Annotated in this window: 24 protein-coding genes; 13 read left to right on the top strand and 11 right to left on the bottom strand. The window is 70.3% G+C overall.

Annotated elements, in window-relative coordinates:
- From AC1D1T_RS01295 to hutI, 3 genes are all read left to right on the top strand, one after another.
- Nucleotides 1-188 (top strand): hypothetical protein (locus AC1D1T_RS01295; RefSeq protein WP_477991257.1); only part of this gene is annotated, 188 nt, incomplete at its 5' end.
- Nucleotides 185-1,570 (top strand): formimidoylglutamate deiminase, encoded by a 1,386-nt coding sequence (locus tag AC1D1T_RS01290; protein WP_477824661.1) that lies wholly within the window; start codon nucleotides 185-187, stop codon nucleotides 1,568-1,570. The genes AC1D1T_RS01295 and AC1D1T_RS01290, both read left to right, overlap by 4 nt.
- Nucleotides 1,567-2,790: an imidazolonepropionase gene (hutI, locus tag AC1D1T_RS01285; protein ID WP_477824660.1), complete on the top strand. Its 1,224-nt coding sequence runs from the start codon at nucleotides 1,567-1,569 to the stop codon at nucleotides 2,788-2,790. The genes AC1D1T_RS01290 and hutI overlap by 4 nt, the downstream gene beginning before the upstream one ends.
- Here the strand turns inward: hutI and hutG are convergent.
- On the bottom strand, nucleotides 2,737-3,543 hold the full coding sequence (gene hutG / locus AC1D1T_RS01280) for an N-formylglutamate deformylase (protein WP_477824659.1): 807 nt from the start codon (nucleotides 3,541-3,543) through the stop codon (nucleotides 2,737-2,739). The genes hutI and hutG overlap by 54 nt on opposite strands.
- Before the next feature lie 99 nt (nucleotides 3,544-3,642).
- Here hutG and AC1D1T_RS01275 point away from each other — a divergent pair, with 99 nt between their 5' ends.
- From AC1D1T_RS01275 to AC1D1T_RS01265, 3 genes are read left to right on the top strand one after another with little or no spacing between them, the layout of a single operon-like run.
- Nucleotides 3,643-4,596, top strand: a complete 954-nt coding sequence (locus AC1D1T_RS01275) for an ABC transporter substrate-binding protein (RefSeq protein ID WP_477824658.1) — start codon at nucleotides 3,643-3,645, stop codon at nucleotides 4,594-4,596.
- Nucleotides 4,593-5,366 (top strand): ABC transporter permease, encoded by a 774-nt coding sequence (locus AC1D1T_RS01270; RefSeq protein WP_477824657.1) that lies wholly within the window; start codon nucleotides 4,593-4,595, stop codon nucleotides 5,364-5,366. The genes AC1D1T_RS01275 and AC1D1T_RS01270 overlap by 4 nt, the downstream gene beginning before the upstream one ends.
- Nucleotides 5,363-6,151 (top strand): ABC transporter ATP-binding protein, encoded by a 789-nt coding sequence (locus AC1D1T_RS01265; RefSeq protein WP_477824681.1) that lies wholly within the window; start codon nucleotides 5,363-5,365, stop codon nucleotides 6,149-6,151. The genes AC1D1T_RS01270 and AC1D1T_RS01265 overlap by 4 nt, the downstream gene beginning before the upstream one ends.
- A gap of 60 nt (nucleotides 6,152-6,211) precedes the next feature.
- On the opposite strand, the gene hutH is transcribed toward AC1D1T_RS01265, so the two are convergent.
- Nucleotides 6,212-7,720, bottom strand: a complete 1,509-nt coding sequence (gene hutH, locus AC1D1T_RS01260; RefSeq protein WP_477991255.1) for a histidine ammonia-lyase — start codon at nucleotides 7,718-7,720, stop codon at nucleotides 6,212-6,214.
- Nucleotides 7,721-7,794: 74 nt separating this feature from the next.
- Here hutH and hutC point away from each other — a divergent pair, with 74 nt between their 5' ends.
- Genes hutC through AC1D1T_RS01245 form a run of 3 tightly spaced genes read left to right on the top strand, consistent with a single transcriptional unit; the run spans nucleotide 7,795 to nucleotide 10,118 of the window.
- On the top strand, nucleotides 7,795-8,517 hold the full coding sequence (gene hutC, locus AC1D1T_RS01255) for a histidine utilization transcriptional repressor HutC (RefSeq protein WP_465110309.1): 723 nt from the start codon (nucleotides 7,795-7,797) through the stop codon (nucleotides 8,515-8,517).
- Nucleotides 8,518-8,572: 55 nt separating this feature from the next.
- Nucleotides 8,573-9,346 carry a UPF0149 family protein gene (locus tag AC1D1T_RS01250; protein ID WP_477825668.1) on the top strand — a complete coding sequence of 258 codons (774 nt, stop codon included), beginning with the start codon at nucleotides 8,573-8,575 and terminating at the stop codon, nucleotides 9,344-9,346.
- 4 nt (nucleotides 9,347-9,350) lie between these two features.
- Entirely contained in the window at nucleotides 9,351-10,118 is a 768-nt protein-coding gene (locus AC1D1T_RS01245; RefSeq protein WP_477838854.1) for a metallophosphoesterase, read from the top strand.
- 12 nt (nucleotides 10,119-10,130) lie between these two features.
- On the opposite strand, the gene AC1D1T_RS01240 is transcribed toward AC1D1T_RS01245, so the two are convergent.
- The 3 genes from AC1D1T_RS01240 to AC1D1T_RS01230 all read right to left on the bottom strand — a co-directional run bounded on the left by AC1D1T_RS01240 (nucleotide 10,131) and on the right by AC1D1T_RS01230 (nucleotide 12,066).
- Nucleotides 10,131-10,715 (bottom strand): hypothetical protein, encoded by a 585-nt coding sequence (locus tag AC1D1T_RS01240; RefSeq protein WP_477825670.1) that lies wholly within the window; start codon nucleotides 10,713-10,715, stop codon nucleotides 10,131-10,133.
- Between the two features lie 110 nt (nucleotides 10,716-10,825).
- Entirely contained in the window at nucleotides 10,826-11,041 is a 216-nt protein-coding gene (locus AC1D1T_RS01235) for a hypothetical protein (protein WP_477825671.1), read from the bottom strand.
- 104 nt (nucleotides 11,042-11,145) lie between these two features.
- Entirely contained in the window at nucleotides 11,146-12,066 is a 921-nt protein-coding gene (locus AC1D1T_RS01230; protein WP_477825672.1) for a LysR family transcriptional regulator ArgP, read from the bottom strand.
- A gap of 108 nt (nucleotides 12,067-12,174) precedes the next feature.
- On the opposite strand from AC1D1T_RS01230, the gene AC1D1T_RS01225 reads away from it, so the two are divergent.
- Together AC1D1T_RS01225 and AC1D1T_RS01220 are read left to right on the top strand one after the other, a co-directional pair.
- A complete protein-coding gene (locus AC1D1T_RS01225) occupies nucleotides 12,175-12,798 on the top strand; it encodes a LysE/ArgO family amino acid transporter (protein ID WP_477838856.1) in 624 nt (207 codons plus the stop codon).
- A gap of 10 nt (nucleotides 12,799-12,808) precedes the next feature.
- Nucleotides 12,809-14,119 carry a D-amino acid dehydrogenase gene (locus AC1D1T_RS01220; RefSeq protein WP_477825674.1) on the top strand — a complete coding sequence of 437 codons (1,311 nt, stop codon included), beginning with the start codon at nucleotides 12,809-12,811 and terminating at the stop codon, nucleotides 14,117-14,119.
- 10 nt (nucleotides 14,120-14,129) lie between these two features.
- Here AC1D1T_RS01220 and AC1D1T_RS01215 read toward each other — a convergent pair whose 3' ends face one another.
- The 3 genes from AC1D1T_RS01215 to AC1D1T_RS01205 form a co-directional block, all read right to left on the bottom strand.
- Nucleotides 14,130-14,630, bottom strand: coding sequence for a tetratricopeptide repeat protein (locus AC1D1T_RS01215; RefSeq protein ID WP_477825675.1), 501 nt, complete (start codon nucleotides 14,628-14,630; stop codon nucleotides 14,130-14,132).
- Nucleotides 14,631-14,736: 106 nt separating this feature from the next.
- Nucleotides 14,737-15,468, bottom strand: coding sequence for an anti-sigma factor (locus AC1D1T_RS01210; protein ID WP_477825676.1), 732 nt, complete (start codon nucleotides 15,466-15,468; stop codon nucleotides 14,737-14,739).
- Nucleotides 15,465-16,049 carry a sigma-70 family RNA polymerase sigma factor gene (locus AC1D1T_RS01205; protein ID WP_477825677.1) on the bottom strand — a complete coding sequence of 195 codons (585 nt, stop codon included), beginning with the start codon at nucleotides 16,047-16,049 and terminating at the stop codon, nucleotides 15,465-15,467. Before AC1D1T_RS01205 ends, AC1D1T_RS01210 begins: the two co-directional genes overlap by 4 nt.
- Nucleotides 16,050-16,108: 59 nt before the next feature.
- Here AC1D1T_RS01205 and AC1D1T_RS01200 point away from each other — a divergent pair, with 59 nt between their 5' ends.
- Nucleotides 16,109-17,413, top strand: a complete 1,305-nt coding sequence (locus tag AC1D1T_RS01200; RefSeq protein WP_477825678.1) for an Hsp70 family protein — start codon at nucleotides 16,109-16,111, stop codon at nucleotides 17,411-17,413.
- Here AC1D1T_RS01200 and AC1D1T_RS01195 read toward each other — a convergent pair.
- From AC1D1T_RS01195 to AC1D1T_RS01185, 3 genes are all read right to left on the bottom strand, one after another.
- A complete protein-coding gene (locus tag AC1D1T_RS01195) occupies nucleotides 17,410-18,147 on the bottom strand; it encodes a YecA/YgfB family protein (protein WP_477991252.1) in 738 nt (245 codons plus the stop codon). The two genes, AC1D1T_RS01200 and AC1D1T_RS01195, sit on opposite strands and share 4 nt — an antisense overlap.
- A gap of 405 nt (nucleotides 18,148-18,552) precedes the next feature.
- Entirely contained in the window at nucleotides 18,553-18,966 is a 414-nt protein-coding gene (locus AC1D1T_RS01190) for a PaaI family thioesterase (protein WP_477843652.1), read from the bottom strand.
- Nucleotides 18,953-19,951: a LysR family transcriptional regulator gene (locus AC1D1T_RS01185; RefSeq protein ID WP_477826165.1), complete on the bottom strand. Its 999-nt coding sequence runs from the start codon at nucleotides 19,949-19,951 to the stop codon at nucleotides 18,953-18,955. Before AC1D1T_RS01185 ends, AC1D1T_RS01190 begins: the two co-directional genes overlap by 14 nt.
- A 102-nt stretch (nucleotides 19,952-20,053) precedes the next feature.
- On the opposite strand from AC1D1T_RS01185, the gene AC1D1T_RS01180 reads away from it, so the two are divergent.
- Nucleotides 20,054-21,574: a CoA-acylating methylmalonate-semialdehyde dehydrogenase gene (locus tag AC1D1T_RS01180; protein WP_477826166.1), complete on the top strand. Its 1,521-nt coding sequence runs from the start codon at nucleotides 20,054-20,056 to the stop codon at nucleotides 21,572-21,574.
- Nucleotides 21,575-21,645: the final 71 nt, after the last annotated feature.

The raw sequence follows: 21,645 nt of genomic DNA, 5'->3' as shown, positions 1-21,645 counted from the left end.
GCGCCGTGCGCACCGAACCGGCCTCGGCCGGGCTGCTGCTCGCGAGCCTCGGCCGCTGGTCCGACGGCGCGCGCGGGCTGGGGCCTTTGCAGGCCTGGCTGTGGCGCGACGGCATGCCTGCGCTCGCGCTCGAATGCGCCGGTGACGCGCCGTGTGCGCTGCTGGTGCAGCTGGAGCCCGCGGCATGAGCGCGTCCGAGACCCCGACCGGATCGCTGTTCGCGCACCACGCGCTGCTGCCGCAGGGCTGGGCCGACAACGTGCTGCTGCAGTGGGACGACGCCGGCACGCTGACCTGCGTCGAGGCCGGCCTGTCGCCGCCAGCCGGCACCCGGCGCGTCGACGGCGTGCTGCTGCCCGGCCTGCCGAACCTGCATTCGCACGCGTTCCAGCGCGCCTTCGCCGGCCTCACCGAACACCGCAGCGCCGAGCAGGACAGCTTCTGGAGCTGGCGTGCGCTGATGTACGGCTTCGCGCAATCGCTGACGCCCGATGCGCTGCAGGCCATCGCGACGCAGCTCTACATCGAGATGCTGCAGGCCGGCTACACGGCGGTCTGCGAATTCCACTACGTGCACCACCAGCCCGACGGCCGCGTGCACGCCGATGCGGCTGAGATGTCGCTGCGCCTCGCGGCCGCCGCGCGCGAGGCCGGCATCGGCCTGACGATGCTGCCGGTGCTGTACCAGGCGAGCGGCTTCGGCGGCAAGCCGCCACTGGCGGAGCAGCGCCGCTTCCTGAACAGCGTCGACGGCCTGCTGTCGCTGATCGGCCGGCTGCGCCACGACGGCGTGCGCGTCGGCGCGGCGCCGCATTCGCTGCGCGCGGTGTCGCCCGAGGCGCTGCGCGACCTGCTCGGCGGCCTGCATGGCGCCGACGCCAGCGCGCCGGTGCACATCCACGTGGCCGAGCAGCAGCGCGAGGTCGACGACTGCCTCGCGTGGAGCGGACAGAGGCCGGTGCAGTGGCTGCTGGCGCATGCGGCGGTCGACGCACGCTGGTGCCTGGTGCACGCCACCCACCTCGATGCCGCCGAGCGGCGCGCGCTGGCACGCAGCGGCGCGGTGGCCGGCCTGTGCCCGAGCACCGAAGCCAACCTCGGAGACGGCGTGTTCGATGCCGAGTCCTTCATCGCCGATGGCGGGCCGTGGGGCATCGGCTCCGACAGCCACGCCTGCGTCGACGCGGCCGAGGAGCTGCGGCTGCTCGAGTACGGCCAGCGGCTGACGAAGCAGCGCCGCAACGTGCTCGCGAGCGCCGCGCACCCGCAGGTGGCCGATGCGATGTGGCTGTCGGCGGTGGCCGGCGGTGCACGCGCCAGCGGCCGCTCGATCGGCGGCCTGCGCGTGGGCCAGCAGGCCGACCTGGTGCACCTCAGCGCGTTCGACGACGCCGGCCTGAGCGCCTCGCAGCGTCTCGCGAGCCACGTGTTCGCGACGCATGGCGCCCGTGGCGTGCGCGACGTGTGGGTGGCCGGACAGCGCCGCGTGCACGAGGGGCAGCATGCAGGCGCCGGGCGCGCCGCCGAGGCCTTCATCGCCGCGCGCACCCACCTGCTGGAGAACCGATGACCGACCTGCTGCTGACCAACGCACGCATCGTCGACGGGCTGGACGAATCCTGCACGCCGTCGGCGCCGGGCTTCGTCGCGATCGCGAACGGGCGCATCGAGCGCGTCGGCCCGATGTCCGCGCTGCCGGCCGGGCTGCGGCCGCGCGCCGAACGCGATGCCGGCGGCGCCTTGCTGACGGCCGGCCTGATCGATTGCCACACCCACCTCGTCTACGCCGGCGACCGCGCGCGCGAGTTCGAGCTGCGGCTGCAGGGCGCGAGCTACGAGGAGATCGCGCGCGCCGGCGGCGGCATCCGCTCCACCGTGCGCCAGACGCGCGATGCGACGCCCGAGGCGCTGTTCGACGCCTCGGCCCGCCGGCTGCGCGAGCTGATGCGCCACGGCGTGACGACCGTCGAGATCAAGTCCGGCTACGGGCTGTCGCTCGATGCCGAGCGCAAGTGCCTGCAGGTGGCGCGCCGGCTCGGCGAGCGCTTCCCGATCGACGTGCGCACCACCTTGCTGGCCGCACACGCGCTGCCGCCGGAGTTCGAGGGCCGCGCCGATGCGTACATCGACGAGATCGTCGAGCGTCTGCTGCCGGCCATCGCGCGCGACGGCCTGGCCGATGCGGTCGATGCGTTCTGCGAGACGATCGGCTTCACGCCCGGCCAGACGCAGCGCGTGTTCGAAGCGGCGCAGCGCCATGGCCTGCCGGTCAAGCTGCACGCCGAGCAGCTGTCGAACCAGCACGGCGCTACGCTGGCGGCCGACTTCGGCGCGCTGTCGGCCGACCACCTGGAGCATGTCGACGAGGCGGGCGTGATCGCGATGGCGCGCGCCGGCACGGTCGCCGTGATGCTGCCGGGCGCGTACTACTTCCTGCGCGACACGGTGGCGCCACCGATCGCGCTGTTCCGCCGGCACCGCGTGCCGATGGCGGTGGCCACCGACTGCAACCCGGGCACCAGCCCCGGCACCCACCTGCCGCTGATGATGAACATGGCCTGCACGCTGTTCCGCATGACGCCGGCCGAGGCGCTGCTCGGTGTCACCCGTCATGCGGCGCGGGCGCTGGGCCTGGCGGCCACGCATGGCTGCATCGAGGTCGGCAAGCAGGCCGACCTGTGCCTGTGGGACGTCGATCACCCGGCCGCGCTGAGCTATGCGATCGGCGCGAGCCCGCTACGCGCCTGCTTCCACCGCGGTGTCGAGCGCGGCCTGCAGCATCCGCTGTAGCAGCGGCCGCACGCCGGCCGCGAGATCGGGACGGAAGCCGAACGGCGCCGGCTCGTCCATGTAGGTGGCGTGGCACATCTCCATCTGCAGCGCATGCACGCCGCGCGCCGGCTCGCCGTAGTGGCGCGTGATGTAGCCGCCCTTGAAGCGGCCGTTGCTGACCTGCGTGTAGTCGCGCTGCCCGGCGAGCACCGCCTCGACCGCCGCCTGCACGCGCGGTGCGCAGGCGCGCCCCTCGTCGGTGCCGAGGTTCAGGTCAGGCAGCTTGCCTTCGAAGAAGCGCGGCAGCCTGCTGGCGATCGAATGCGCATCCCACAGCACCGCCACGCCATGCAGGTCGCGCAGCCGCTCCAGCTCGCCGCGCAGCGCGACGTGGTACGGGCGCCAGAAGCGCTCGCGCCGCGCCTCGACCTCGGCCGCGTCGGGCTCCTGCCCCGCGCGGTACAGCGGCTGCTTGCGGAAGGTGTCGCGCGGCACCAGGCCGGTCGTGTCCTGCCCGGGGTAGAGGTTGGTGTCTTCAGGCGGCCGGTTCAGGTCGATCACGTAGCGCGACATCCGCGGCACCAGCGTGCTGGCGCCGATCTGCGCGACGAAGTCGTAGAGCTCCGGCAGGTGCCAGTCGGTGTCGGCGCGCAGCAGCGCCTCGGGCGTCATGCGGGCCGCGATGTCGGCAGGGATCTCCGTGCCGGCGTGCGGGAACGAGACGAGCAGCGGAACGCTGCCCCGCGTCAGTGCGTGCGTGCTGGATTCCATGGGTGCAAGTGGCCTAGACAACCGGGGAACCGAGTGTAGACTGCCCGGCACAGGGCTTGCATCATGTCCGACACCTTTCCCCTTCTCGCAGGAGCAGTGATGAATCCAGTGCGTGCCTTGGTCGGTTTGTGGGTGTCGGCGGCGATGGTCGGGCCTGCCGCGGCGCAGGAGACGCCGGTCGCGATCGCGATCTCCGGCTGGACCGGCTTCGCACCGCTGACGCTCGCGAAGGAGGCCGGCATCTACAAGAAGCACGGCCTGGACGTGTCGATCAAGAAGATCCCTCAGAAAGACCGCCACCTCGCGATCGCCTCGGGCGACGTGCAGTGCGCGGCCACCACCGTCGAGACCTGGGTGGTGTGGAATGCCAACGGCGTCGCGACCACGCAGATCTTCCAGCTCGACAAGAGCTTCGGTGCCGACGGCATGGTGGTGCGCAACCACATCGCGAAGATCTCCGACCTGAAGGGCAAGACGGTGGCCGCGTCGGCACCGGGCACCGCGCCGTACTTCGGCCTCGCGTGGATGCTGAAGAAGAACGGGCTGTCGGTGAAGGACGTGAAGGTCGTCACGCTGGAGCCGCAGGCGGCCGCGAATGCCTTCGTCGCGAACGCCGGCGACCTGGATGCCGCGATGACCTACGAGCCCTACCTGTCGACGGTGCGCGCCAAGCCCGAGGCCGGCAAGATCATCGCAACCACGCTCGACTACCCGATGGTGATGGACACCTTCGGCTGCACACCGAAGTTCCTGAAAGAGAACCCGAAGGCCGCGAAGGCGCTGGCCGACAGCTACTTCGACGCGCTGGAGATGATCCGCAACGAGCCGAAGAAGTCGTTCGAGATCATGGGCGCCGACGTGAAGCAGAGCGGCGAGGCCTTCGAGAAATCGCAGGCCTACCTGCGCTGGCAGGACCGCGCGGCGAACCAGCGCTTCTTCACCAGCGTGCTGCAGCCGTTCAGCAAGGAGGCGGCCGAGCTGCTGCTGGAGATCGGCAGCATCAAGCAGATTCCCGACCTGAAGACGCTGTCGGACACCAGCTTCATCCAGTGAAGCCGCTGCAATCGGTGGAGCCCGGGCGGCGCATCGCGCTCGGGGTCGCGTTCTTCGTGCTGTTCGTCGCCGGATGGGCGATCGCGACGCTGGGCGGCTTCGTCTCGAAGACGTTTCTCGCCGACCCGCTGACGATGGTCCGCTCGGGCTGGGACCTGCTCGCGCAGCAGGGCTTCGCGCACGACATCGGCATGACGATGTGGCGCGTGATCGGCGGCTTCGTGATCGCGGCGGTGCTCGCGTTGCCGCTGGGCATCGCAATGGGGGCGTACAAGCCGGTCGAGGCGTTCTTCGAGCCGTTCGTGTCGTTCGCGCGCTACCTGCCGGCCTCGGCCTTCATCCCGCTGCTGATCCTGTGGGCCGGCATCGGCGAGGCGCAGAAGCTCGCGGTGATCTTTCTCGGCTCGTTCTTCCAGCTGGTGCTGATGATCGCGGTCAGCGTCGGCAACACGCGGCGCGACCTGGTGGAGGCCGCCTACACGCTGGGCGCGCGCGACTGGGGCGTGGTGCGCCGCGTGCTGCTCCCCTCTGCCGCGCCGCAGGTGGCCGAGACGCTGCGTCTGGTGCTCGGCTGGGCCTGGACCTATGTGATCGTGGCCGAGCTGATCGGCGCGTCGAGCGGCATCGGCCACATGATCACCGACAGCCAGGCGCTGCTCGCAACCGACCAGATCATCTTCGGCATCATCACGATCGGCGTGATCGGGCTGGTGTCCGACCTCGGGTTCAAGCGGCTGAACCGCCGACTCTTCCGGTGGGCCGCGCTGTGAGCCGGCTGTCGATCCGCGGCGTGGGCCGCAGCTTCCCCGGTGTGCATGGCGGCACCCCGACGCTCGCGCTGCAACCGACCGACCTGGAGGTCGCCGACAACGACTTCATCACCGTGCTGGGGCCCTCGGGCTGCGGCAAGTCGACACTGCTGCGCATCGTGGCCGGCCTCGACGAGCCGAGCACCGGCCAGGTGCTGCTCGACGGCGCGCCGGTGCGCGGCCCGGGCGCCGACCGCGGCATGGTGTTCCAGAGCTACACGCTGTTCCCGTGGCTGACGGTGCGGCAGAACATCTGCTTCGGGCTGCGCGAGAAGGGCCTGCCCGACACGCAGCAGCGCGAGATCGCGCAACGCTTCATCGCGGAGGTGGGGCTCACGGGCTTCGAATCGCACTACCCGAAGCAGCTGTCGGGCGGCATGCAGCAGCGCGTCGCGCTGGCGCGGGCGCTGGCCAACGATCCGAAGATCCTGCTGCTCGACGAACCCTTCGGCGCGCTCGACCACCAGACGCGCGCGCTGATGCAGGAGCTGCTGCTGTCGATCTGGCAGCAGCACCGCAAGACGGTGCTGTTCGTCACGCACGACATCGACGAGGCGATCTTCATGGGCAACCGCTGTGCGGTGTTCAGCGCGCGGCCGGGCCGCATCAAGACCGAGCTGGCGATCGACCTGCCGTACCCGCGGCACTACACGGTGAAGACGACGCCGCGGTTCTCGGAGCTGAAGGCGCAGCTGACGGAGGACATCCGGGCCGAGAGCATCAAGGCGGCCGCGATGGCCCCGTAAGCCCGGATGCCGGTCAAAAGTAGGCCGTTGCGTGGCGAAGCACGCCGTATCGGTCTATTTTTAGGCCGACATCGACCCGGCATGCTCCAGCATGTCGACAGCCGCCTCGATGTCCGGCGCCATCAGCCGGTCTTCCTTCAGGAACGGCACCCGCTCGCGCAGCCGCGCATGCAGGCACTCCAGCGCCGGCGACGAGCGCAGCGGCCGGTGGAAATCGAGCGCCTGGGCCGAGGCCAGCCATTCGATCGCGACGATGCCGGCGGTGTTGTCCAGCATCTGGTGCAGGCGCCGCGCGGCGTAGGTCGCCATCGACACATGGTCTTCCTGGTTCGCCGAAGTGGGCAGCGAGTCGACGCTGGCCGGGTGCGCGAGCGACTTGTTCTCGGAGGCGAGCGCCGCCGCCGTCACCTGCGCGATCATGAAGCCGGAGTTCAGCCCGCCGTTCTCGACCAGGAAGGCCGGCAGCCCCGAGATGCCCGGGTCCATCAGCATCGCGGTGCGGCGCTCGGACAGCGCGCCGATCTCGGCGATCGCCAGCGCCAGGTTGTCGGCCGCGAAGGCCACCGGCTCCGCATGGAAGTTGCCGCCCGACAGCGCCTCCAGCGTGTCGGCGAACACCAGCGGGTTGTCGGAGACGCCGTTCGCCTCGGTCAGCAGCACGTTCCACGCATGCTGCATCTGGTCGAGGCAGGCGCCCATCACCTGCGGCTGGCAGCGCAGGCAGTACGGGTCCTGCACCTTGTCGCAATCGAGGTGCGACTGGCGCAGCGCGCTGCCGGCCAGCCAGCTGCGGAAACTTGCCGCCACCTTGCGCTGCCCGGGCTGGCCGCGCACCTTGTGGATGCGGTCGTCGAACGGCGTGTCGGCGCCCTTGGCCGCATCGACCGTCATCGCACCGATGCCGATCGCCGCATCGAAGATGCGCTCGAGCCGCTGCACCGCGACGAGCGCGAGCGCGGTCGACGCCTGCGTGCCGTTCAGCAGCGCGAGGCCCTCCTTCGGGCCGAGCACCAGCGGCTCGATGCCGGCGCGTGCGAGCGCCTGCAGTGCGGGCACCCGCTTGCCGTCGACGAAGGCCTCGCCGATGCCGATCAGCACGCCGCTCAGGTGGGCCAGCGGTGCGAGGTCGCCCGACGCGCCGACCGAGCCCTTCTCCGGCACCACCGGCAGCACATCGGCCGCCAGCAGCGCGAGCAGCGCATCGATCACCTGCGGCCGCACGCCCGACACGCCGTGCGCGAGGCTGGCGGCCTTCAGCAGCAGCATCAGCCGCACCACCRGCGCCGCCATCGGCGCACCGATCCCGGCGCTGTGCGACAGCACCAGGTTCTTCTGCAGCTGCGCCAGCTGGTCGTCGGGGATGCGCGTCTGCGCCAATTTGCCGAAGCCGGTGTTGATGCCGTAGACCGGCTCGTGGCGCGACATCAGCGTCGCGACCGCCTGCACGCTCGCCTCGATGCCAGCCCGCGCCGACGGTGCGATCGTGAAGCGGGCCCCGCCGGCGGCCGCATCGAGCAGCATCGCCTTGTCGAGCTGGCCGGGGGTGATCAGGTGCGCAGGCGTCGTCATGGGGGTCCTCGCTGGCGCGGCGGCGGGCCGCAAAGTGGTCTAGACAACTTTAGCACAGGGGTAAGATCGGCCCCATGAAATCCGGCGACAAGACGCTGCCCTACGAAGCAGTCAAGCACTCGATCCGACACCGCATCGCCGAGGGCGGCTGGCAGCCGGGCGTGCGATTGCCGTCGGAACGCGAGCTGGTGCAGGAGTTCGGCTGCGCGCGCATGACGGTGCACCGCGCGTTGCGCGAGCTGGAAGACGAGGGCCTGATCGAGCGCCGCCAGGGTTCGGGCTCGTACGTGGCCGAGCTGCACCCGATCTCCAACCTGCTGCAGGTGCGCGACATCCACGACGAGATCGTCGAGCGCGGCCACCGGCATACGACGCGGGTGTGCGGCGTCGAGCGCGTGAAGGCGGGCGCCGAGATCGCCACCGCGATGCGCCTGCGCAAGGGCGCGGCGGTGATCCGCTGCCGGCTGGTGCACCTGGAGAACGGCGTGCCGATCCAGTATGAAGACCGGCACGTCAACCCGGCCCTCGCGCCCGACCTGCTGGCGCAGGACTTCACGCAGGTCACGCCGTCGCACGTGCTGTTCGAGCACGCGCCGCTGACCGAGGCCGAGCAGGTGGTCGAGGCGGTGCTCGCGACCGACGAACAGGCGCGTCTGCTCGACGTGCTGCCCGGCAGCGCGCTGCTGCAGGTGTCGCGGCGCACGCTGTCGCAGGGCATCGTCGCGTCGGTCGCGCGGCTGGTGCATCCCGGGGCGCGCTACCGGCTGATCGGCAGTTTCTCGGCCGGCAAGTCGTGATCGCCTGCTGATCAGACGACAATCCCGGCTCGATCGTTTGTTCAAGAGACCCGCCATGCCCGCTCCCACCGCCCTGCCCGCTTCGCTGCCGCCCGCCCACGACCTGACCGATGCCGAGTTCGCCGAACTCGACGACCTGCTGGCGGCCACGCCCGAGCCGCTGCAGCCGGTCGATGCGGTGATGCTCGACGGCTTCCTGTGCGGCGTGCTGGTGCAGCCGGTGCTGCTGGAGCCGGCGACCTGGCTGCCGCATGTGTTCGATTTCGACGGCCAGCCGCTGCCCGACGACGTCGACGCCGCCTGGCTGGAGCGCACCAGCGCCCTGGTGCTGCGCCGCTATGCCGCGCTGAACCGCGCGATCGTCGAGGACGGCTGGTTCAACCCGCTGGTGCTGGAGTTCGACGACGAGCACCCGCCGGCCCCGCTGGCCGAGGGCGAGGTCGATCCGATGGAAGGGCTGGCCGAGGTGTCGCAGCCGCTGATGCCGTGGGTGGCCGGCTTCCAGCACGCTGCCATCTGCTTCCCCGACCTGATGGAGCTGCCCCAGGACGAGGTGATGACCGCGCTGGCGCGGCTGTACCGCCACCTGCCGGCCGAGACCGACGAGGAGCGCGAGGTCGTCGCGACGCTGGACCGCGAGTACCCGCTGTCGACGCTGGACGACGCGATCGAGGAGATGGTCACGACCGTCGCCGAGCTGTCCGACCTGACGCGCGATGCGCGCTACAAGGTCGAGACGGTCAAGCGCGAGACGCCGAAGGTCGGCCGCAACGACCCGTGCCCGTGCGGCAGCGGCAAGAAGTTCAAGCAGTGCCACGGCGCCACCTGAGTCAGTGAAGTTCCAGCTGCTGTCCGACCTGCACCAGGAAACCGAGACCTTCACGCCCGAACCGGCGCCCGGCGCCGAGTTGCTGGTGCTGGCCGGCGACATCGACAGCACCTGGAAGGCGTTCGACGCCTTCCGCGGCTGGCCGGTGCCGATCGTCTTCGTCGCCGGCAACCATGAGTTCGACGGCCGCGAGCTGAACGACACCTGGCCGGCCCTGCGCGCACGCTGCGAAGCGCTCGGCATCACGATGCTGGAGCGCGAAACCTGCATCCGCACCGGCGCCGACGGCCGGCGCATCCGCTTCGCCGGCACGGTGCGCTGGTGCGACTTCGACCTGTTCGGGCCCGCGCAGCGCGAGAAATCGATGCGCGCCGGCTCGTACTTCATGAAGGTGCAGCGCTCGACGCTGAACGGCGAGGTCTTCGCCGCGCCCCAGGTGCGCGAGGAGGCGCTGGCCTGCCGTGCGTGGCTGGCCGCCGCGCTCGCCGAGCCGAACGATGCCGACGCGACGGTCGTCATCACCCACTTCGGCCCCAGCCTGCGCAGCGGCGACCCGCGCTACGGCAGCCAGGCCGGCACCGCGAGCTTCTGCAATGCCGACGATGACCTGCTGCCCGCTGCCGACCTGTGGATCCACGGTCATGTGCACTGCCGGCACGACTACGAGGTGGCGCATGCAGGTGGCGTCACACGTGTCGTCTGCAATGCACGCGGGCACACGAAGCGCGGCGAGAGTGCCGGGTATGACGGGCTGCGGGTGATCGACGTCTGACTCGGCGACGCCTCACTGCGTCTTGACGCCGAAGGCGGCAAGATGGGTCAGAAAATTGCGTGCGGCCAAGAACTGCATGTGCGGATCCGTTGCGTTGAGGATTGCGTTGGTATCCGTTTCAATGCATTGCTTGAGTACCACCGAGGCATCGGGACTGCTCGATATCTTTTTGGCAATGCGCACGATAAGCGCTGGCGCCTCCGGGTCGCCCGTCGACAGGTCCTTGACGGCCTGTAGAAACTTCTCCATCTTGGACTTCAACTTGGGGGCTCGATCGAGAATTTGCTCGATCTCTTTCGCCGTGTCCATGTCAATGTCAATGCCGAAGTCCTGGATGAATTTGGCCTTGCTGGCGAAACCGATGATTTCGTCTCGCAGTTCTTTCGGAAGACATGGACTCGTTTTCCACAAGACCATCGCCATGGGCCCGCGCTCTTGCCCACTCCAGCGAAGAGCAAAAGGATTCACCCCGACTCCCAGTGCGGCCGATCGTTGCTGTTCGACCCGGGACTGCAAGTCGGGCTCATCCCCTCTGGGCTTGAGTTTCTTGCGGAGTCTTTGGAGTATTTTGCGGGGTTGGAGTTTGCGGGGGTCCATGGCTCCGGCCTGGGAAGTGGAAGGGCGCCATTGAGTGGCTCGCCTCCACAACAAGGTTCCGCACCCTCTGGTGCAGATCCGGGCAACAAGCGGTCAGAGTCAATACGAGTTCATCGGCCGCGGGACGTGATGCGGCTCATCCACTGCAGCGGTGCCGGGGCGCTCGCGCCATGCTCGAAAGCGTCGAGTTCGGTGTCGCGCAGCGGGGACAGGCTCATGTCCAGCCCGAACGCGGTGCCGTAGTCGGCGGCCTCGGGTTCCACCTGGCGCGGTGCGCGGCGCGTGGTCAGCGACGCCAGCCAGGACCATCCGGATGCCAGGTTCATGATGTCGCTCCACGAGTGCTTGTGACATTCAGTGTCGGATGCAAGCGGGTGGTGCTGAAGCCCGAAATGAGGCACGCGAACGGTGCAGTTCGCGCCGCCGTGGTTCAAGTCACATCCAGTGCGGTGCGCGCGCCCGCCAGCAGCGCGTCGCCGACCCGGTCGAGCAAGCCGACGCGCGCCGACGGCGCCGCGCCGTCCGGCCCGAGCTTCCACTGGTGCCAGTGCAGCCGCACCGGCAGGCGGTCGTCCGGCCGCACCGCCACCAGCGCACCGCTGTCGAGCAGCGCCCGCGCCTGCAGCTCCGGCACGACACCGATCCCCCAGCCCATCGCCGCCGCCCGCAGGTAGGCCTCGGACGACGGCACGTGGCGCTCGCGCAGCCGCGGCTCGCGCACGCCGAAGGCCTGGGCCACCCACTGCTGCTGCATGTCGTCCTTGCGGTTGAAGATCAGGAACGGCACCTGCGCGAAGTTGGCCCGCGTCAGCCCCTGCGGCAGCATCTCGGTGATGAAGCCGGGGCTCGCGACCGCGGTGTAGTGCATCGCGCCCAGCGGCACCACGCGGCAGCCGCGCAGCGCCTCGCTGACGCTGGTGACGCAGCCGAGCACCGCGCCCTGGCGCAGCCAGTCGTGCGTGAAGTCCTGGTCGTCGACCACCAGTTCCAGCGACACGCCCTCGTGCACCAGCGCGTCGAGCGCCGGCAGCACCCAGGTCGCCAGGCTGTCGGCATTCACCGCGATCGGCAGGCGCTGGTCGGTGGGCGGCGCGTCGCCCAGCTCGTGCGCCAGGTCGGCGCGCATGGCCTGCATCTGCCGGGCGAAGCGCAGCAGCAGCTTGCCGGGCTCGGTCAGCCGCAGCGGGCGCGAGCGCACCACCAGCGGCTGGCCGACCTGCAGTTCCAGCGTGCGCAGGCGCTGCGACACGGCCGATTGCGTGATCGACAGCCGCTGCGCGGCACGCTCGAAGCTCGCCGCATCGGCCAGCGCAGCCAGCGCATCGAGCGCGGCGGGGTCCAGGTCTTTCATAAGCCATCCTAATGCAAGCCGAGAAATATGAATCCTTCTTCATGACTTCGCCCACCGTGCCGACAATCCGACGGCCGGCTTTTGCCGACGTCCTGACACCCGGATTCCATGACCCCCGACCTCTCCGCCGCATTCGCCCAAGGCTGGTTGATGACCGCCGGCCTGATCGTCGCGATCGGCGCGCAGAACGCACTGGTGCTGCGCCAGGGGCTGGCGCGCACGCACGTCGGCCCGGTGGTCGCGCTGTGCACCGCATCCGACTGGCTGCTGATCGTGCTGGGCGTGTTCGGGCTGGGTGCCGCCGTGCAGTCGGCGCCGGTGCTGCTGCAGGTGCTGCGCTATGGGGGTGCGGCCTTCCTGTTCCTGTACGGCCTGCGCTCGGCGCGCCAGGCCTGGCGCGGCGTCGATGCCGGCCTGCAGACGCGCGCCGGTGCCGCCAGCCTGGGCGCCACGGTGGCCAGCGTGCTGGCGATGACCTACCTGAACCCGCATGTCTACCTCGACACGGTGCTGCTGCTCGGCACGGTCGGTGCACAGCAGCCGGGCGACGGCCGCTTCGCATTCGCGGCCGGTGCGGGTCTTGCGTCGCTGATGTGGTTCGTGACGCTCGGCTACGGCGCCGCGGCCGCCTCGCGCTGGCTGCAGCGCCCGGCGGTGTGGCGGGCGATCGACGCCAGCGTCGCGGTGGTGATGTTCTGCGTGGCCGCCCAGTTGTTGTGGCGCCCGCTCTGAAGGAGCTTCAATGAAAGTCGTCGTGTTGGGAGCCGGGATCATCGGCGTGAGCACCGCCTGGTACCTGCTGGAGCAGGGCCACGAGGTCACCGTGGTCGATCGCCAGAAAGATGCGGCGCTGGAGACCAGCTTCGCCAACGGCGCGCAGATCTCGGTCAGCTTCTGCGAGCCGTGGGCCAATGCCGGCGCGCCGCTGAAGGTGCTGAAGTGGCTGGCGCGCGACGACGCGCCGCTGCTGTTCCGCCCCAAGCTCGACCCGCACCAGTGGCGCTGGGGCCTGAGCTTCCTGCTGCAGTGCAACGACGCCGCGTTCGAGCGCAACGTGGCGCAGCTGGTGGCGCTGGGCCGCTACAGCCACGAGTCGCTGAAGGCGCTGGTCGCGCAGACCGGCATCCAGTACGACCGGCTGGAGCGCGGCATCCTGCACTTCTTCTCGACGCAGCAGGAGTTCGACGAGGGTGCGGCCGGTGCCGAGCTGATGCGCCACCACGGCGTCGATCGCCGCGTGCTGTCGCGCGACGAGGTGCTGAAGGTCGAGCCGGCGCTGCAGGGCTTCGCGAACGGCATCGCCGGCGGCACCTTCACGCCCAGCGACGAATCGGGCGACGCTCGCATCTTCACGCAGAAGCTGGCGCAGCTGTGCCAGCAGCGCGGCGCGACCTTCCTGTACGAACACGACATCGCCGGCATCGATGCGGCGGGCGGTGCGGTGCAATCGGTGCGGCTGCGCCACCTGCAGACCGGCGAGCCGCGCACGCTGACGGCCGACACCTTCGTCGCCGCGATGGGCAGCTTCACTGCGCCGCTGCTGCGGCCGCTCGGCATCTACCTGAACATCTACCCCGCCAAGGGCTACTCGGCGACGCTGAAGCTGAAGCGGCCGGAAGCCGCCAGCGTCGCGAGCCTGCTCGACGATTCGCGCAAGATCGCGATCAGCCGGCTCGGCGACCACGTGCGCATCGCCGGCACGGCCGAGATGGCCGGCTACGACACCAGCCTCGACAGCGCGACCTCGCGCGTGCGCTGCCAGGCGCTGATCGACCGCTACGAAGAGGTGTTCCCGGGCGTCGCCGACACCCGCGAGCCGAACTTCTGGACCGGCCTGCGGCCCAGTACGCCGACCAACGTGCCGTACATCGGGCGCAGCGGCAAGCTCGCCAACCTGTGGATCAACGCCGGACACGGCACGCTGGGCTGGACGCACGGCGCCGGCTCGGGCCGTGCGCTTGCCGAGCTGATGAGCGGCCTGCGCCCGGCGCTCGACTTCGGGTTCTGCGGCGAGGTGCCGCAGGCCGGCACGCCACGCGTGGCCGCGGCCTGACCCGATCGAGTTACCAGCTGGCCGAGACGTACTTGTTGCCCGCGGCCTTGTAGCGCTCGATCGCCTTCTTCAGCTCGACCGTCTCGCTGCAGCTCGCGCCGCAGACCTTGTCCAGCGTGGCCAGGCGCTGCTCGGCGTTCGGCAGGTCGCCCTTCATCAGGAACAGCTCGCCGGAGTACTCGAGCGTGCCCTTGTGCTTCGGGTCGATGCGCAGCGCTTCGTTGTAGAACTTCTCCGAGCCGGCCAGGTCGGGCGTCTTCGCCTTGCGCAGGCTGTAGCCCATCAGGTTGTTCCAGTCGGCGCTGCCGGCATCGTTGACCTTCTTCAGCTCGTCGATGGCACCGGCCCAGTTCTTCGCGGCGATCTGCGCGCGCGCCGCGCCCAGCTTGTCGGCGGCGGCGGCGGCTGCGGCCGGGGTCGGGGCCGGCGGTGCGCTGTCGGCGGCGAAGGCGCTGCCCAGGGCCAGGGCGAGCGTCGAGAGGGTCAGCACGCGGGCGAAAGTGGTGTTCATGATCGTCAGGTCCTTCGGGTGGGTTGGCAGACACCATCCTCGGTGTCTTGCCGGTACTTACGGAGCGGATGGCGCCGACGGACGCATCCGCGATTGAAAGAAATTGCTACCAGAGCTTCACGCACGGGCCGATCAGCACGAACGGTCCCGCCGGCGCCGCACCGGCCAGCGCCGGCGCCACCTCCAGGGTGACTGCCAGCCGTGTCACGTTGAAGAAGAGCTTCTCGGAGCTGTCCGGGAGCGCCAGCACCGCGCTGCCATGGTCGGGCACCACGCCGAGCGGGAAGGGCTCGCCGCCGTCGCGCGGCAGCGCCCACAGCTGCGCGACGCGGCCGGCCGGCACCGCCACCGGCTGCAGCAGCTTCACGCTGAGCTGCCGGCCGTGGCGCAGCGAGCTCGCGAGCACGGCCGGACGGCCTTCGCCATCGCTGAGCAGGCCGACATAGCTTTGCGGCAGCGCCTCGGACGGCGGCTGCAGCCCGATCAGCCCCGGCTGCAGCCGCAGCACCGCCAGGCACAGCAGCACGCCGGCCAGCGCACCGCCGAGCGAGCGCGCGGACAGCAGGTTCGCAAGCCACGCCCCGAAGCCCGAGGCGGCCTTCGGCGCCACCGGGAACAGCCGGCGCTCGAGCTGCTGCCACGCCGCCTCGCGCGGCTGCATCGGCGGCACGCTGGCGGCAAGCACCGAGAAGCGCTGCTGCCACGCGCCGACCGCCAGCGACGCCGCCGGGCTGGCGGCCAGCACGCGCTCGAAGCGGCGCCGTGCGCCGCCGGTCAGCGTGCCCAGCACGTATTCGCGCGCCAGCCGGTCCAGGCGCTCGGGCTTCAGGTAGTTCATGCGCCGACCCCCGCCGCGACCAGGCAATCCTTCAGCTTGTCGAGGCCGCGTCGCACCCAGGCCTTCGCGGTGCCGACCGGCGCGTTCAGCGCGAGCGCGATGTCGGTGTGCACCATGCCGCGGTAGTACGCGAGCGCCAGCGCCTGCCGCTGCGAGGCGTTCAGCGCCGCCATGCAGCCGTCGATGCGCGCCTTGGTCAGCCCATCGTCCAGCAGCCGCTGCGGCTCCAGCGCGGGGTCGCCGGCGACGGCCATGGCCTCGTCGTCGAGCGCGGTGGTCGAAGCCCGCTCGGTCTTGCCCGAGCGCAGCGCATCGATCGCCTTGTTGCGCACGATGTTGATCAGCCAGGTCATCGGGGCCGCCACGTCGGGCCGGTAGCTCGCCGCGTTGTGCCAGACATTCATGAACGCCTCCTGGAGCACCTCTTCGGCGCGGTCCCTGTCGTTCAAGATACGGAACGCGACGCCCAACAGATGCGCGCAGGTGGCGCGGTACAGCGGCTCGAAGGCAGCACGCTCGCGCAGCGCGATGCGCGCGAGCAGCGCGGGCAGGTCGTTGGAAGGGGCACTCGTCGGATTCATCGCGCGGCAGTGTGCCCTACAATCCGCGCCCCCCACCCGTTGTGCCCTTCGCCGCCATCATGTATTGCGCCATCGACTTCGGCACGTCCAATTCGGCCATCGCGATTCCCGATGGATCAGCCCCCGGCCAAGCTGCCAGCGCGATGCGCCTGGTCGAACTCGAGCCCGGCCAGCGGACGATGCCGACCGCGGTCTTCTACTTCGTCGAAGGCGCCGAGACCAACGGCCCGCCGCGCGCGTTCGGCCGGGCGGCGCTGGCCGCCTACGTCGACGGCCTCGACGGCCGGCTGATGCGCTCGATGAAGAGCATCCTCGGCAGCAGCCTGGCCGAGCAGACCACCGATGTCGGCGGCGGGCGCGGCGTGAAGTACCTCGACATCATCGCCGGCTACCTGAAGCACCTGAAGACGCTGGCCGAGACCGAGGCGCAGTCGCCGATCCACCGCGCGGTGCTGGGCCGGCCGGTGTTCTTCGTCGACGACGACCCGGTGCGCGATGCGCAGGCGCAGGCCACGCTCGCCTCGGCCGCGGCCATGGTCGGCTTCGACGAGGTGCACTTCCAGTACGAGCCGATCGCCGCGGCCTTCGACTTCGAGAGCAGCGTCGACCGCGAGCAGCTGGTGCTGGTGGCCGACATCGGCGGCGGCACCTCGGACTTCTCGCTGGTGCGCGTCGGGCCCGAGCGCGCGCCGCGGCTGGAGCGCAAGGACGACATCCTCGCCAACCACGGCGTGCACATCGCCGGCACCGACTTCGACCGCCGCGTCGAGCTGGCCAGCATCCTGCGCGAGTTCGGCTACGGCGCGATGGGCCCGAGCGTGGCCGGCGCGCCGGCGCGCGAGGTGCCGACCGGCGTGTACTTCGACCTCGCGACCTGGCACCTGATCAACTCGGTGTACAGCCCGCAGCGCGTCGCGGAGCTGCGCAGCATGCGCGGCTTCTACGGCAACCCGCTGCACCACCAGCGGTTGATGACGGTGGTGACCGAGCGGCTGGGGCACGAGCTGGCATCGCGCGCCGAGGCCGCCAAGATCAGCGTCGCCGAGGGCGGCGACACGGTGATCGACCTGTCGCACGTCGAGCGGCGGCTGGAGGTGCTGCTGACCGAGCGCGAGGCGGTGCAGGCGATCGAGGGCGACATCGCGCGCATCGTCGGCGCGGCGCGCGAGACGGTGCTGCAGGCCGGGCTGCGGCCGGAGCAGGTCGATGCGCTGTACTTCACCGGCGGCTCGACCGGGCTGCGGCTGCTGGCCCAGCAGATCGCGGCAGAGTTTCCGCAGGCGCGCGCGGTGCGCGGCGACCGGTTCGCGAGCGTGGCCACCGGGCTCGCGCTGCACGCCCGGCGCTGGTTCGAAAGAAGTTAACGCCGCGGGCGGTGCGGCGGCCGCTGTTGCGGCCGAGGCGCCGCGGGCTGCGCTTGCAGCGGCCGCCCGACATCGGCCAGCAGCAGCGTCGCGCGCACCAGGCCCTCGACCGCCTCGCTCAGGTCGGCCGGCGGCTCCAGCGATTCGATCTCCTCGAGCAGGTCGTCGGCGTCCTCCAGGTCCTCGGGATCGAGGTGGCGGTACAGCAGCGCGAGCGGCTCGGTCAGCGCCTGCGCGTCGCCGTTCATCAGCTCGGGAAACGCCTCCATCGCGGTCGCGAAGCCGGCCACCCAGGGCAGCACTGCCTCGATGCTCGCGTCATCTTCGTCCGAGCCGTCGTCGAGTTCGAACACCCACGGGTCGAACCACTGGCGGCGCGTGATCGCGTCGTTCAGCTCGGCATGGCGGCGCTGCGCCAGCTCGTGCAGGCGGCGGGCGTCGAAGTTCGCCGGCAGTGGGCGACCGTCGACATCGGTCAGCAGCGGCAGCCAGCGCTGTGCCGGCACGCGCACCGGCTGCACCAGCACGCCGCACAGGAAGCCGTCGACCATGCTGGCGTCCAGCGGATCGAGCGGCGCCGGCACCGCATCGAGGCGGGCCTGCAGTTCGTCGATCTCCGACTCGCTCAGCGGAGGGGCGGGCGCATGCGTGCGCGCGGGCGGACGGCGGTGGGAGGGCGGGTGCATCGGCGGATTGTCGCGCCGCGCGGTGTGCACGTCGCGCCACAGCGTCATTCGCGATGCGAACGCATGAAAACGCATGCGAACTTCTGTGGGGAAATTCGACATCACTTCGGTCACTTGCCGCGGCGCCTCGCGCACCGTTGAGCGCATGGACCGATCAGCGCCAAGCCGCGCCAATGCTGGGTTTGCGGCCGATGACGAGGTCTGGCCGCGGAGCCTGTGCCACAGGTGCGATGAAATCGTTTCCCCCGTATTGGGGATGGCCCAAACGTTTTCGTCCTCCTACAGTGCACCCATGCTGTCACACGGGTTTGAAATCCAAACCACGCGATACCAACGATTGCACTGAGCCGGGGCCCTCACCAGAACAACAGGCGACCGGCCGCAACGATCCCAACGACGTCCTCTCTCTTGAGGACTTCCAGCCCACCCTTCACAGGGTGGGCTTTTTTTTGATCAGGTCAGGATGATCTGGGTGCAGCGGAACAGCGCCATCTTCTTGCCTTGCGGGCTGAAGACGGTGGCGGACCAGACCTGCGTCGAGCGGCCGAGGTGGTCGGCGCGGGCCTCGCAGCGGATCAGGCCTTCCTTCGCGGTGCTGAAGAAGTTGCTCTTCAGCTCGATCGTCGTGAAGTTCTTCGATCCCTCGGGCAGGTGCGCGATGGTCGCGTAGCCGGCGCTGGTGTCGGCCAGCATGATCACGCTGGCCGCGTGCAGGAAGCCGTTCGGCGCCAGCATCCACGGCTGTACCTGCATCTGCGAATCGAGGTGGCCCTCGGCGATGGCAGTGATCTGCACGCCGAAGCGGTCGGGTGCGAAGCCCGCCTGGCGTTCGTGGAATCCTTCGATGGTGATGTCAGGGCGCAGCATGGTTTCCCTCCGGTGATGCAGATGGCGACTGTAGCGAGGCTTCGCCGAAGCCGCCGGCCAGTGCCGCGCGCAGGTGCGCGACCAGCGCCTGCACCGCCTTCGGCGTGCTCGGGCTCCACGGCCGCATCGCGTAGACCGCATCGCCGAAGAAGCCGACCGGCCGCCATTGCGGCAGCACCTCGCGCAGCTTGCCGGCCCGCAGCGCCGCCGCCGCGCTGAAATCCGGCACCAGCGCGATGCCGAGGCCGGCCAGCGCCGCGTCGCGCAGCACCTCGCTGTTGCCGGCCCGCAGCGGCCCCTGCGCGACGACGCTCAACCGCTGCGGCTCGGGCTCATCGCCCAGCGCGTCGCGCTCGAACTGCCACACCGCCGGACCCGGCCGCAGGTAGGTCAGGCAGGCATGGCCGGCCAGGTCGGCCGGCGTCTTCGGCGTGCCCTGCCGTTTCAGGTACGCGCGCGTCGCCACCAGCAGCGCGCGCGACGCGCAGAGCTTCCAGGCCACGTGGTTCTCCGGCGGCGCGCTGGTGTGGCGCACCGCCAGGTCGAAGCCCTCATGGGCCAGCGTGACGAGCCGGTCCGACAGGTCGAGCTCGACACGGATGTCGGGATGCGCACGCACGAAGGCCTCGAGGTGCGGTGCCACATGCTGCCGCCCGAGCGCCACCGGCGCGGTGATGCGCACCAGCCCGCGCGGCTGCGCCGCCTGGTCGCGCGCCTCGACCACGCTGCGCGCGATCAGCTCGAAGGCCTCGCCGGTCTGCTCGACCAGCCGCCGCCCCGCATCGGTCAGCCGCACCGAGCGCGTCGTGCGCTGCACCAGCGGCTGGCCGACCGCGCGCTCCAGCTCGGTGATGCGCTGGCTGACCGCCGCCTTCGACAGCCCGAGCCGCTGCGCCACCTGCGTGAAGCTCGCCAGCTGCCCCAGCAGCGTCAGCGTGTGCACCTGCGGCCAGAGCAGGTCGATGCGTTGGTCCACGGTCGTCATTGTTCAGATTATCGAACAATGAAGTCACCGTGATCGCATTGGCAAGCGGCGAACCGGCTCCTAGACTGGATCGGTACCCCCACAGCTCCAGGAGACCACGCCATGGGCGCCCACGATCCGTTCACCGCCACCGCCGAGGTCGGCCACTTCATCCAGGGCGCGCCGGTCGCGAGCCGCAGCGGGCGCCGCCAGCCGGTCTGGAACCCGGCGACCGGCGCGGTCGCGCGGCAGGTGGTGCTGGGCAGCGCGGACGACGTGAACGCCGCGGTGGCCGCCGCGCAAGCCGCGTTCGACGGCTGGGCGCAGACGCCGCCGATCCGCCGCGCGCGCGTGATGTTCAAGTTCCTCGAGCTGATGAACCAGCAGCGCGACACGCTGGCCGCGATGATCACCGCCGAGCACGGCAAGGTGTTCACCGATGCGCAGGGCGAGGTCTCGCGCGGCATCGACATCATCGAGTTCGCCTGCGGCATCCCGCAGCTGCTGAAGGGCGACTTCACCGACCAGGTCTCGACAGGCATCGACAACTGGACACTGCGCCAGCCGCTGGGCGTGGTGGCCGGCATCACGCCGTTCAACTTCCCGTGCATGGTGCCCTGCTGGATGTTCCCGGTGGCGCTGGCCGCGGGCAACAGCTTCATCCTGAAGCCGAGCGAGCGCGACCCGTCGCCCTCGCTGTTCATGGCCGAGCTGCTGAAGCAGGCCGGGCTGCCCGACGGCGTGTTCAACGTCGTGCAGGGCGACAAGGTCGTGGTGGACGCGCTGCTGACGCACCCCGACGTGAAGGCGCTCAGCTTCGTCGGCTCGACGCCGATCGCGCAGTACATCTACGAGACCGGCGCGCACCACGGCAAGCGGGTGCAGGCGCTGGGCGGCGCGAAGAACCACATGGTGGTGATGCCCGACGCCGACCTCGACCAGGCGGTCGACGCGCTGATCGGCGCCGGCTACGGTTCGGCCGGCGAGCGCTGCATGGCGATCAGCGTCGCGGTGGTGGTGGGCGACATCGCCGACCGGCTGGTCGATGCGGTGGCGGCGCGCGCGAAGACGCTGAAGGTGAAGAACGGCATGGAGCTCGATGCCGAGATGGGCCCGATCGTCACCGCGCAGGCGCTCGAGCGCATCAGCGGCTACATCGACATCGGCGTGCAGGAAGGCGCGCAGCTGGTGGTCGACGGTCGCGGCTTGCGCGTGCCCGGGCACGACGGCGGCTTCTGGATCGGCGGCACGCTGTTCGACCACGTGACGCCGCAGATGCGCATCTACCGCGAGGAGATCTTCGGGCCGGTGCTGGCCGTCGTGCGGGTGCCGGATTTCGCGGCGGCGCTCGCGCTCGTCAACGCGCACGAGTTCGGCAACGGCGTCGCCTGCTTCACGAGCGACGGCAACGTCGCACGCGAGTTCGCACGGCGCGTGCAGGTCGGCATGGTCGGCATCAACGTGCCGATCCCGGTGCCGATGGCCTGGCACGGCTTCGGCGGCTGGAAGAAAAGCCTGTTCGGCGACATGCACGCCTATGGCGAGGAGGGCGTGCGCTTCTACACAAAGCAGAAGAGCGTGATGCAGCGCTGGCCGTCGAGCATCGCGCGCGGCGCCGAATTCGTGATGCCGACCGCCAAATGAACGCTGCGCTCCCGGGGTAAGTGGTCGTAACATCGCCCGCTTCGCGGCGATGACAGCCGCATCACGACACC

The sequence above is a fragment of the Rhizobacter sp. P2_H3 genome, from assembly GCF_056403355.1.
Note: the sequence above shows the minus strand (reverse complement) of the source record. Positions and strands in the feature narration are given on the sequence as shown.

Coding starts and splice junctions, on each gene's coding strand:
- AC1D1T_RS01290 (WP_477824661.1), top strand. CDS start 185: ATGAGCGCGTCCGAGACCCCGACCGGATCGCTGTTCGCGCACCACGCG.
- hutI (WP_477824660.1), top strand. CDS start 1,567: ATGACCGACCTGCTGCTGACCAACGCACGCATCGTCGACGGGCTGGAC.
- hutG (WP_477824659.1), bottom strand. CDS start 3,543: ATGGAATCCAGCACGCACGCACTGACGCGGGGCAGCGTTCCGCTGCTC.
- AC1D1T_RS01275 (WP_477824658.1), top strand. CDS start 3,643: ATGAATCCAGTGCGTGCCTTGGTCGGTTTGTGGGTGTCGGCGGCGATG.
- hutC (WP_465110309.1), top strand. CDS start 7,795: ATGAAATCCGGCGACAAGACGCTGCCCTACGAAGCAGTCAAGCACTCG.
- AC1D1T_RS01250 (WP_477825668.1), top strand. CDS start 8,573: ATGCCCGCTCCCACCGCCCTGCCCGCTTCGCTGCCGCCCGCCCACGAC.
- AC1D1T_RS01240 (WP_477825670.1), bottom strand. CDS start 10,715: ATGGACCCCCGCAAACTCCAACCCCGCAAAATACTCCAAAGACTCCGC.
- AC1D1T_RS01235 (WP_477825671.1), bottom strand. CDS start 11,041: ATGAACCTGGCATCCGGATGGTCCTGGCTGGCGTCGCTGACCACGCGC.
- AC1D1T_RS01230 (WP_477825672.1), bottom strand. CDS start 12,066: ATGAAAGACCTGGACCCCGCCGCGCTCGATGCGCTGGCTGCGCTGGCC.
- AC1D1T_RS01225 (WP_477838856.1), top strand. CDS start 12,175: ATGACCCCCGACCTCTCCGCCGCATTCGCCCAAGGCTGGTTGATGACC.
- AC1D1T_RS01220 (WP_477825674.1), top strand. CDS start 12,809: ATGAAAGTCGTCGTGTTGGGAGCCGGGATCATCGGCGTGAGCACCGCC.
- AC1D1T_RS01215 (WP_477825675.1), bottom strand. CDS start 14,630: ATGAACACCACTTTCGCCCGCGTGCTGACCCTCTCGACGCTCGCCCTG.
- AC1D1T_RS01210 (WP_477825676.1), bottom strand. CDS start 15,468: ATGAACTACCTGAAGCCCGAGCGCCTGGACCGGCTGGCGCGCGAATAC.
- AC1D1T_RS01205 (WP_477825677.1), bottom strand. CDS start 16,049: ATGAATCCGACGAGTGCCCCTTCCAACGACCTGCCCGCGCTGCTCGCG.
- AC1D1T_RS01200 (WP_477825678.1), top strand. CDS start 16,109: ATGTATTGCGCCATCGACTTCGGCACGTCCAATTCGGCCATCGCGATT.
- AC1D1T_RS01195 (WP_477991252.1), bottom strand. CDS start 18,147: ATGACGCTGTGGCGCGACGTGCACACCGCGCGGCGCGACAATCCGCCG.
- AC1D1T_RS01190 (WP_477843652.1), bottom strand. CDS start 18,966: ATGCTGCGCCCTGACATCACCATCGAAGGATTCCACGAACGCCAGGCG.
- AC1D1T_RS01185 (WP_477826165.1), bottom strand. CDS start 19,951: ATGACGACCGTGGACCAACGCATCGACCTGCTCTGGCCGCAGGTGCAC.
- AC1D1T_RS01180 (WP_477826166.1), top strand. CDS start 20,054: ATGGGCGCCCACGATCCGTTCACCGCCACCGCCGAGGTCGGCCACTTC.